This is a genomic window from Cytophagia bacterium CHB2 (genome assembly GCA_030263535.1).
Classification (GTDB): Bacteria; Zhuqueibacterota; Zhuqueibacteria; order Zhuqueibacterales; family Zhuqueibacteraceae; genus Coneutiohabitans.
The window spans coordinates 1-10,051 of record SZPB01000237.1; the positions used below are offsets into that span (position 1 = coordinate 1).

At 53.1% G+C, this 10,051-nt stretch carries 10 protein-coding genes; all 10 read right to left on the minus strand.

The genetic code is table 11. From position 1 onward, the window contains the following. Positions 1–16: 16 nt before the first annotated feature. On the minus strand, positions 17–937 hold the full coding sequence (locus FBQ85_20090) for a phosphate butyryltransferase (protein ID MDL1877436.1): 921 nt from the start codon (positions 935–937) through the stop codon (positions 17–19). Then, positions 934–1,143 carry a hypothetical protein gene (locus FBQ85_20095; protein MDL1877437.1) on the minus strand — a complete coding sequence of 70 codons (210 nt, stop codon included), beginning with the start codon at positions 1,141–1,143 and terminating at the stop codon, positions 934–936. The genes FBQ85_20090 and FBQ85_20095 overlap by 4 nt, the downstream gene beginning before the upstream one ends. Before the next feature lie 218 nt (positions 1,144–1,361). Then, positions 1,362–1,658: a hypothetical protein gene (locus FBQ85_20100; GenBank protein ID MDL1877438.1), complete on the minus strand. Its 297-nt coding sequence runs from the start codon at positions 1,656–1,658 to the stop codon at positions 1,362–1,364. Then, positions 1,636–2,178 carry a hypothetical protein gene (locus FBQ85_20105; GenBank protein ID MDL1877439.1) on the minus strand — a complete coding sequence of 181 codons (543 nt, stop codon included), beginning with the start codon at positions 2,176–2,178 and terminating at the stop codon, positions 1,636–1,638. Before FBQ85_20105 ends, FBQ85_20100 begins: the two co-directional genes overlap by 23 nt. A gap of 24 nt (positions 2,179–2,202) precedes the next feature. Further along, positions 2,203–3,972 (minus strand): hypothetical protein, encoded by a 1,770-nt coding sequence (locus FBQ85_20110; protein MDL1877440.1) that lies wholly within the window; start codon positions 3,970–3,972, stop codon positions 2,203–2,205. 153 nt (positions 3,973–4,125) lie between these two features. Continuing rightward, positions 4,126–6,186 carry a T9SS type A sorting domain-containing protein gene (locus tag FBQ85_20115; GenBank protein MDL1877441.1) on the minus strand — a complete coding sequence of 687 codons (2,061 nt, stop codon included), beginning with the start codon at positions 6,184–6,186 and terminating at the stop codon, positions 4,126–4,128. A gap of 450 nt (positions 6,187–6,636) precedes the next feature. After that, complete coding sequence (gene mdh / locus FBQ85_20120) at positions 6,637–7,587, minus strand: malate dehydrogenase (GenBank protein MDL1877442.1); 951 nt, start codon at positions 7,585–7,587, stop codon at positions 6,637–6,639. A gap of 188 nt (positions 7,588–7,775) precedes the next feature. Continuing rightward, positions 7,776–8,135, minus strand: a complete 360-nt coding sequence (locus FBQ85_20125; GenBank protein ID MDL1877443.1) for a response regulator — start codon at positions 8,133–8,135, stop codon at positions 7,776–7,778. A 122-nt stretch (positions 8,136–8,257) separates the two neighbouring features. Beyond that, the gene (locus FBQ85_20130) at positions 8,258–8,845 is read right to left on the minus strand and encodes a DJ-1/PfpI family protein (GenBank protein ID MDL1877444.1); all 588 of its coding nucleotides are present in this window, start codon (positions 8,843–8,845) and stop codon (positions 8,258–8,260) included. Between the two features lie 128 nt (positions 8,846–8,973). After that, on the minus strand, positions 8,974–10,051 hold a 1,078-nt coding region (locus FBQ85_20135), incomplete at its 5' end, for a citrate synthase (GenBank protein ID MDL1877445.1).

The window sequence follows — 10,051 nt, forward strand, 5'->3', positions numbered from 1 at the left end:
GCGCCTGAAGGCGTTACTACAAACGTGAGCAAACAATCACTCCCAACGCCACCGCATTGAGCTTATCTTCCGCGCTTTCGACGCGTGAGGGAATCAGTATCGGAACCTGCGCGCCGACCACGACATGCGCGCAGGGAGAGCCGCCCAAATATTTCACGGCTTTGCCAAGCAAATTGCCGGCTTCAATATTGGGTACGACCATGACCTCGGCATGCCCGGCAACCGGTGAGACAATTCCTTTTGCTTGCGCGGCAGATTCCAACAAAGCATTGTCCAGCGCCAACGGCCCAAAAACTTCACATTCACCCAACTCGCCTTTCGCCGCCAAGTTAGACAATGCCTGCGCCTCAATGGTTGACGGAACCGCCTCGGTTACGGCTTCTGTTGCACTCATCAGGGCAATGTGCGGGCGCGCAAAACCCAGCGCGTGCATCACCAGAACGGCGTTTTGAATGATCTGTTTCTTCTGCGCAAGTGTGGGCAACACGTTGATGCCGCCGTCTGTGATGCCCACGAGACGGCGTACGCCGGAAAGCATGTCTTCGTAAAGCAAGACATCGCTCAACAGGCGGCCGGTGCGCAGGCCGCTTTGTTTGTCAAGCACGGCATGCAAAAGTTGATCAGTGCGCAAATGGCCTTTGAGCAGCATATCGGCCTCACCGTTGCGGCAAAGCGCAACCGCGGTTTGCGCTGCAGCCCGAGCATCTGGCGCCGGCACAAAAACAGCGTGGCGCAATGACGAGCTTTCTGCCACATGCGCCAGCTTTTCGCGAATCCGCGCTTCTTCGCCAATCAGTACCGGAGTCGCAATCTGCAATGCCGCTGCTTGCGCGAGCGCCGACAACGCGACTTCATCATCAGCCATAACCACAGCCACACGTTTCGGGCCGTGTTGTTGCGCCTGTTGTCGAAGCTCAGAAAAGTTTGCAAGGATCATTTTTTCTCTTTCTCTGACTTGCCGCGCATTGCTTCCACCAACGGGAAAGCGATGCCGAGTATGAGTGCCAAACGGAACGACGTCGCCCAATCGACATTTGCGGTTCCGCTCTGAACGAGATTCCAAAGCAGGGTGGCAATCGCGGTGACGGCGAATGCGATGATGAAGGTGACAACAAAATTAACGATCAGACTCTTGAGGTTCATGCAGACTCCTGATTTCACGAATTCCCAACGCCGCCGAGCCGCAATCAAACAAAATTAAACCGCGAATAGACGCCAATTAACGCGAGTAAAAAATTCGCGCTTATTCATGATAATTAGCGGTTTGTATTTTCTATGGCGAAAAAGCTCTGCCTCATCGCGTAGAAACTGGCTTGGCTTATGATGCGGACTTTAGCTTTAGTGAACAAAAATTCCCGCTATTATGCCATAAGTTTTTTCAGAATCACGGCCACGCGATGGCGCTCTTTGATCCGTTTGCCCCCAAAATAATAAATTCCCACAAACACCACGCCCAACAGAAAACCCGGGACCGTGACCCAAAACACCAAGCGGTCGGTTAAATGCCGAAGCGTGTAGAAGATCGTCACCAAAATCACCACGCCCCCGAGCACCAACGCCAAATTCGAAAGCAGCCATTCCAACGGGCGGCGGCGTTGTTCCCACGCAAGAAGATCACGGACGAAATCTTGCTCGTCATTTTCTAATTTCGTGTTCATCGCTTTTTCTCCAAAGTCTACCAAATTGTACACATAACAAAATCACGGGAAGATTCTTCTCTTTGTTCAAATTGAGCAGAACTGACAAACCCATTCCGGCGTTTTTCCCGATTCTTCCAAATACTTGGGTCTCAGCGGAAAACCCCAGCACGGGTTCGAAGTCATACAAATAGTCGCCATGGTGACGATTACCCTCCACCCTCCCGGCGCCTACGGCAATAGAAAATGCACCTTTTTCGCCTCTTCTGCCAATTCCGTACAGCACGCTGAACTCTGTTCCAACTTCCGAGCTTTCCACGTTGTAAGCCGTGGCGCCGTGAAACGAAAAGAGGTGCAAGCCGAACTGGCTAGTTAGACCCAACCCATAAGCTCCGCCGAAACCCGTGCCACCGACTCCGAGATTCAACCAAAAGAAACTCCTCCGCTCCTGAGATTGGGCGTAGCTCACACTGCTTGCGCCAAGAGAAAAGAGCGCGATCACCGCCAGAAGTGCGGCTGAATGATGAAATTCACGTTTCATGAGCTTGCCATCGTGTCAACAAATTCACTTGTCACCTGGCCCGGCTGCCGCTAGGTTCAGGGCAAATTCTGAGGTGTTGCCTTCGGCATCGGTCGCAGTCGCGGTAATCAAGGTGCCGGGCGCAACCGGTGGCAATGTCGCCGTGAATTTCCCTTGTGGATTCGGTCGAGCACTGCCCAAATAAATCGCGCCTTCGCCATAGCCCGAGGGATCGCCGCCCGGATTGGGAACGGGGTTCGCAAAGAATTCGATAGTGACGCTTCGAGGATTGGGCGTATCAATCGTTCCCTTGACAATGAGCTTGCCGTTCGTCGCCTTCGCAGAAGTCAACACGGGAAAATTCATCAAATTGTTCGGGCCGGTATCGCCATCACCGGGGTCATTGGGCGTAACGCCGTCCTGACAGCAGTAATCGACTGCCAGATCAATGCCTAACCAGTCGTTGGCATAGATGGCATTTTGCGAAATGGAATACCCGCTTCCAGGTCCAAGAACGCTAACGCCGACGCCAAAGTTTGAGTGAATCAAATTGCGCGAGATGAGTAATGTATTCGCAGTCGCACTGCCGTAAACATGGATCCCGGATGTGCCATTGCGCGTGATCGTGTTGCCGGTTATCTGCGACTCGGTTAATTGCGCGCCGATCACGATGCCGGCCTGAGGATTTCCGACAATCAAGTTAGATTGGCTCGGCGCTGCTCCTCCAATAGCGAGACGCGAGATCACTTCCACCTCTTGCCCGCCATCGGCAGCGATGCCCTGTTGCTGGTTGCCGGCGAGCACGTTCTTTTGCGCATCCAGCCCGATGAGGTTCCCTTCGATGCGAATATCATGTGCCAAACGCAGCCCGATGCCTTTATAAAGATTGCCGGAAATCACATTGTCCTGAATCAAAACGTCCTGGCAGTGATCCGTGATAATGATGCCGGACCAGTTGCGTAAGGCAGTTAAGCCGCTGGCATCCGTACCGATATAGTTGTTTTGAATCGTGCCGTGCTGCAAATAATTCGCGAAAAAAATGCCATAGCCGTCATTGCCGGAAAGAACGTTTCTTTCCTCCGGCGTTGGCCCGCCGATGCGTATGCCGGAGATGAAGTTGGCTGCAGAGATGCCCCACATGCGATTAGGATGCGCGGTTGCGCCATCCGGTGCGAGGCCGACGAAACAACCGGTGATGAAGTTATCATTCACGCGATCACCACCAATGCCAACGCCGATGCTGAAACCTCCTATCGCCAACCCGTGAATATGATTCGCTGCTGACCCTATGCCAATACCGTGCGAATAAGCATTCGGATCGATCAAGTTTCCATCCAAGAAGATTTCGGGGCCTGCCGCATTCGTATTGCCAGTGAATGCGGTTTGAGATGCGCCATCGATAGTGGTGCCATCATCTCCCAGAATCGGCAACTGCTCAGGATGCGGCTGTATGGTAAAAAGAGAACCATCAAAACCCGCATCTGAGGTCGGAATGTTGAATCCAATCACATTCGGACCGGCAGAGTTGTTTGCCGCGGTAATGGCTTCCCGCAACGAGACGACGCCATCCGGGCCGGGCAAATCGCCCACTTGCTGGGCTCCGTCAAAATCAGCAACATCGGAAGCGGTAGTGACGACGATGTCAGGCGGGCTAATAAGGATCGAGGGCAATGGACCTTTCCCAAAATCGTGATTTTCAATCGTCGCATCAACTCCAGTAGGTGAATCCTGCTCAAGCTTTTCGCACCCGAACAACGCCAACAGGGTAATCGCGAACAGAACAATCGCCCAGCCGTGGAATCTGTTTGGCCTCATCTTACTTCACTCCTCTTTGATTTAAAGTTCGGAACAGCACACATCGTATGGCCGTTGCGTATTTTTCATGTCGCCTCCATTTTTCGAGTCCAAATAGAGGCGACATGGTTTGAAGAAATACAGAAGCAGGGGATTTAGACAGCAGAGTTTTTTTCAACGTATCAGGCTCATCTTCCTCACCTGCGAGAACTCGCCCGCACGCAGTTGATAGAGATACACGCCGCTTGTGACCGGGTCGCCATACTCGTCTTTCCCATCCCACAATACGCTGTGATAACCCGCTTCGTAGGACGCATTCACCAGCGTACGAATTTTTTCACCGAGCACGTTGAAGATGCTCACCACAACTTGGCTGGCCTCCGGCAGCGCAAAGCGAATCTCGGTTTCAGGGTTGAAGGGATTCGGATAATTCTGTTCCAACCGATAGTCGGTTACCGGTTCCTGATTGCCAGCGACCTCAGGATCATTGCTGTCGAATTCCTTTGGCAAATTGCCCGGCCCGGGCAAAGAACTCGGCGAATCATGAGGCAGGAACAAGCAATCGCGTTCCACCAAAATTTCTTTTGCACAGAGAGCGCCGCGCAGTTGGCTGTTCTTCTCCAGCGCCACTTTTGCATACGGCGCGTTGAAGTTGCCGAGGCAATACGCTTCTTTGCCGAGACTCACCGCCGTGCTTTGCAGCGAGTTGAACGTCACGAGCTTGCTGTCACTCTCGCCATTGGGCAACAGTTGAATGGCGACTTCTTTGCCCAATTGCAGTTTCTTGACGACGTTGATCGTTGCTTCCTCACCACTGGCGAGATTGATCTCAATAACGGCTTCGGAGCCGCTATAACGTAGCTCATTGATGAAATACGCGCCGCTGGTGAGCTTGAGCGTGCCGCCGCTTTTCAGCGTAACGACGTTGTATGAACCGGGCGGCAACGCAAGCACTCCGCCGCTAGGAACAGTTTTGTTTGCGCCGCCCGCGGAATAACTCAAGCACGGCAACGGCTCGATATTGACCGGCCCGATCGTGCGTGTGCCGTTGATCGTGCCAGAATTGCTGATCGCCGTGGCCGAGGTGACGTCGCCGTTAATGGTGTTCTCTTTGAGAATCGTAATCTTACCCACGGCCGTGAGGTTGGAGTTGTAAGTGCTCGGATCGCCTTTCTCCACGGTGAGCGTGCCGTTGGAATGCATGTCTCCCGCGGGCGCGTCTTGTTTGGTGCGTTTGAGGGTGATTTTGTCGGCGAGGAAGACGAAAGATTTTACTTCAGGCCCCTGTTCATAGAGCCAGGTCTCATCATCGAATTCACCGTCGTATCCGCCAAAAAGCAGCACACGATTGCTGCCAATGTCGGCCATGGCATGTTCTACACGCGCGGTCGGACTGGCTGACGGGCTCTGTTTCATCCATGTGTTATCGCTGAGATCATAAACCCAAGTCTCTCCGTCGATACCGAAGACAAAATTCCAGCCAAACAACAGTACTTGATCACCGCCGAAATAAGCCATCGCATGCTCGAATTGCGCCGCGGGGCTAGAGGCTGGCAATTTCTGCGTCCAGGCGTTATCGCTGACGTCATAGACCCACGTTTCATCGTTTTCTTCATACCCGCCGAATAGCAGTACTTGATCATCACCGATATACGCCATGGCCTGATCATATCGCGGCGATGGGCTTGTGGGCGGGAATTTCTGCGACCAGGCGTTATCGCTGAGGTCATAAATCCAGGTCTCATTGTCTCTGCTACCGCCGATATTCACCCCACCAAACAACAGCAACTGATCATCGCCAAGATATACCATTCCATGCTCGACTCGTCCCGAGGGACTGGCGCTGGGGAATCTTTGCGTCCAGGTATTCTCGCTCAGATCATAAAGCCAGGTATCATTGCTGTAAACGCCGGTGTACCCGCCAAACAACAAAACCTGGTCCCCGCCAATATACGCCATCGCATGGCTTTCACGCGGTGAGGGGCTTGCGGCTGGGGCTTTCTGCGTCCAGGCATTATCGTTAAGGTCATAGACCCAAGTTTCACCGTCAGATGAAAAACTTGTCAGGATTCCGCCAAATAGCAGCACCTGATCGCCACCGATATAAGCCATGTCATGATTAAATCGCAGCGAGGGTTTTGTTGCGGGATTTTTTGCAGTCCAATCGTCCATAGCGTGAACGACGCCGGCCAGAGACATGCAAAGCCAGAACAACGTGCGCACAAAAGTTTTCATCGGAGAATTCTCCTCATTTAAATTCGTGGGTGGCAAATATTTTAATTCAAAGCGTCATGATAGCTCTAAAAAAGCTCGGACAGACCTCAAGGCGGCGGCTCCGCGCATTGTTCCCGCCAGCGCGTCGCGCTACGGATCATGACGTCATAGGGTTTAAGGTTGTGTGTGAACTCATCATCCGAGGCAGATATTTCATTCGGATTGGCAGGATCCCCGCAGGGACTTTTGGTTTGAGGTGTTTTGCTCCCCGCTGGTGTTGCACCTGTGGCAGGCAATACCAACAAAACGATTGAAGAGGATAAACAATTCATGGCCTGACCTCCTTGCCGCATACAACTTGAAGGAGGTGGGATAAAACAGAAGAGCTAATCTTGCTCCGCGAATATTTGCTGCTGCAATATCACAAAGTAAAAAATCTCCATGCTATTTTATCTCGCCTTCTTAAAAGACTCAAGTCTCGCTGTGACCGCTGGTTTGGACTCCTTTCTCCCATTCCCGTATGCCTTCATGCGCTTCTGCTGCTGACAAGCGCAACGCTTCGTGTTCCTCGGCTGTCAGCTCGAGTTCAACAATTTTTTCAATGCCATTGCTTCCCAAAACAATCGGCACACCGATGAAAACCCCGTGCAGCCCGTATTCTCCTTCGAGCAAAACGGAGGCGGGCAACACCCGGCGTTCATCGCGCACAATCGCTTCCACCATTTGCGCTGTGGCAGCCGCCGGAGCATAATAAGCGCTGCGGGCTTTGAGCAGTTTCACGATTTCCGTACCGGCGTCGCGCGTGCGCTCGACCAGCTTTTCGATGGTGCTGGCCGGCAACAATTGCGTGAGTGGAATGCCGGAAACCGTGGCATAGCGCACCAACGGTACCATGGCGTCGCCGTGACCGCCGAGTACCATGGCCTGCGTGTCTTCTACGGATACGTTGAGCGCCGTTGCCATAAAATAGCGAAAACGTGCAGCGTCCAGAAGTCCCGCCATGCCCATGACGCGCTGCTTGGGAAAGCCACTAACTTTCCAAGCAACATAGCTCATCACATCAAGGGGATTCGTTACCATCACGACAATAGCGTGCGGCGCCAGCTCCGCGATTTGGCGCATGGCCGTCGTCACGATTTCGGCGTTCTTCACGAGCAAATCCAGGCGCGTCATGCCGGGCTGGCGCGCCCAACCGGCGGCCATCACGATAACCTCGGAATCCATCACATCCTCTACCTGTGTCGTGCCGGCGATAGTGCTGTCAAAGCGATCGACCGGACTGGCTTCGGCCATGTCCAGCGCTTTGCCTTCCGGCATGCCGGAAACAATATCAACCAGCACGATGTCGCCGAGCCGTTTTTGTGCGAGCAGCAACGCCGTGGTCGCGCCGACGTTGCCTGCGCCGACAACGGAAATTTTCATAAAAGCTGCGCTCCCTTCAAAAAACGACCGCCACCCGCCTGGCGGCTTTAAGGATCGACGATTAAATAACTTTCCCAATCTCCAACCGCGAATAGACGCGAATCCTCGCGAATTAAAAAGCATTAGCGGCCATTTAGCGGTTTAAAGAAAATGCGTAAGTTATTTGAATGACGATCCTAAGGTGCTCCTCAGTTCCGGCTGGCCATCACACGCGCCAGTGCAGCTTTCAATTCCGACAAATCCGAAGACTTGGTGACAAAGGCATCTGCGCCCCACAAATGGAAGTTATTGCGCAACTGGCCGTAAGCGGTGTTGATAATAATGGGAACATGACGCTGCTTTGCCAGGATTTCATCAAGCAGGTCAATGCCCCAATGATCCCACAGCCGGAGGTCCAATACGACGGCGTCTATCTTTTCCTGTTCCAGCTTTGCAAGGGCTTCTGCTTCCGATTCGGTCAGAACCACATCATAACCTTCACTTCCCAGCTCATGGCGATAGAGCAGGCGTAGATTGGCCTCGTCATCAATTACCATGACGCGTGCCATGAGAGTGCTCCTTTGCGGTTGGTTTGGATTGATTGCTTACTGGATTTCAGCGTTGCCGGCAGGTTACGGCTCGCCCTAAATCCAACATTCCAGCCCTCCGCCAAAAACATGCGTCCTTCACTTCAGGGGATGATTTTGGTTTCCAACACTTCCAAGAATTTTCGCATCCATTCCGGATGCGCCGGCCAGGCTGCCGCGGTAACAAAAATGCCGTCGACGTGTGCGTTGGTAAATGTGCTGTTGACTTCGCCCCATTTGGCGCCGGCGAGCAAAACTTCCGCTCTAACGGCCGGATATGCCGAAATGGTTTTGCCTGCAATAACATTCGCCGCTGCCAGAAGCTGCGCGCCGTGGCAAATCGCGGCAATCGGTTTGTTGGCTTTGGCAAAATGCTGCACGGCGGCAACGACTTTTTCGTTCATGCGGAGATACTCCGGCGCGCGGCCGCCGGGAATCACCAACGCATCGTAATTTTCCGGCCGGATTTTGTCGAACGTCGCGTTAAGCGTGAAGCCGTGTCCGGGCTTTTCACTGTAGGTTTGATCGCCTTCAAAATCGTGAATCGCAGTGCGGACTTTTTCGCCGCTTTTCTTGCCGGGACATACGGCGTCCACGTGATGGCCGACCATAGTCAACATTTGAAAAGGAACCATGACTTCGTAATCTTCGACGAAGTCTCCCACCAGCATGAGAATTTTTTTGACCGACATGTCAGACTCCTCGAAAATTCGGAATGATGGAGTCTTGCGTCATGGAGGGTCGCACAGAAACCAACACAGCTTTCGCTCCTGCCTCATCCATCTTCCGCAGGCTCCATCACTCCAATGATCCTGTGAGGTTATACCCGTTTCTCGATGGGCACATAGTTACGTTTTTCCGCACCGAGATAAACCTGGCGCGGACGCGCGATCTTTTGCTCGGCATCGAGCAGCATTTCCTGCCATTGCGCAATCCAGCCGGCAGTACGCGGAATAGCAAACAGCACGGTAAACGCATCGGTCGGAAAGCCCATGGCCTGATAAATAATGCCGGAGTAAAAATCGACATTGGGATAGAGTTTGCGCTTGACGAAATAATCATCCTGCAGCGCGATACGTTCCAACTCCAGGGCAATGTCGAGCAACGGGCTGCGGCCGGTGACTTCGAAAACCTGGTCCGCGGTCTCTTTGATAATCTTGGCGCGCGGATCATAGTTTTTGTAAATGCGGTGGCCAAAGCCCATGAGCCGCCCCTCTCCTGCTTTCACGCGTTTGATGAAATCCGGCACTTTGTCCTTGGTGCCAATCTCGCGCAGCATGCTCAGCACTTCTTCATTGGCGCCGCCATGCAGCGGGCCGTACAATGCCGCGGCCGCGCCCGCCATCGCGGAAAACGGATCCGCCAGCGAGCTGCCGATGCTGCGCATCACGTTGGCGCTGCAATTCTGCTCATGATCCGCATGCAGGATGAATAAAATATCCAACGCACGCTCCAACACCGGATTGGGTTTGTATTTCAGCTCCGTCATTTTAAACATCATGTTGAGGAAATTGCCGGTATAACTCAATTCGTTGTCCGGGTAAACATACGGCAAGCCCATGCGATGGCGATAAGCGTAACCCGCAATCGTCGGCATTTTTCCGATCAAGCGATAGATTTGCAGTTTACGCGTTTCAGCATTGCGAATATTTTTGGCATCCGGATAAAATGTTGATAACGCCGCCACCGTGCTGATGAGCATGCCCATGGGATGGGCGTCATGGTGGAATCCTTCCATGAATTTTTTGGTGTTCTCGTGCAATAACGTGTGATGGGTGATATGGTGGGCCCAATCCTTGGGCGCGTCTTCGGTGGGCAGCTCGCCGTTGATGAGCAGGTACGCCACTTCGAGATAATTGCTTTTTTCCGCAAGCTGTTCGATGGGATAACCGCGATAG

Bases quoted from the DNA above. Each gene is read 5' to 3' on its own strand.
- FBQ85_20125 (MDL1877443.1), bottom strand. From the start codon at position 8,135: ATGGCACGCGTCATGGTAATTGATGACGAGGCCAATCTACGCCTGCTC.
- FBQ85_20105 (MDL1877439.1), bottom strand. From the start codon at position 2,178: ATGAAACGTGAATTTCATCATTCAGCCGCACTTCTGGCGGTGATCGCG.
- FBQ85_20100 (MDL1877438.1), bottom strand. From the start codon at position 1,658: ATGAACACGAAATTAGAAAATGACGAGCAAGATTTCGTCCGTGATCTT.
- FBQ85_20090 (MDL1877436.1), bottom strand. From the start codon at position 937: ATGATCCTTGCAAACTTTTCTGAGCTTCGACAACAGGCGCAACAACAC.
- FBQ85_20110 (MDL1877440.1), bottom strand. From the start codon at position 3,972: ATGAGGCCAAACAGATTCCACGGCTGGGCGATTGTTCTGTTCGCGATT.
- mdh (MDL1877442.1), bottom strand. From the start codon at position 7,587: ATGAAAATTTCCGTTGTCGGCGCAGGCAACGTCGGCGCGACCACGGCG.
- FBQ85_20130 (MDL1877444.1), bottom strand. From the start codon at position 8,845: ATGTCGGTCAAAAAAATTCTCATGCTGGTGGGAGACTTCGTCGAAGAT.
- FBQ85_20095 (MDL1877437.1), bottom strand. From the start codon at position 1,143: ATGAACCTCAAGAGTCTGATCGTTAATTTTGTTGTCACCTTCATCATC.
- FBQ85_20115 (MDL1877441.1), bottom strand. From the start codon at position 6,186: ATGAAAACTTTTGTGCGCACGTTGTTCTGGCTTTGCATGTCTCTGGCC.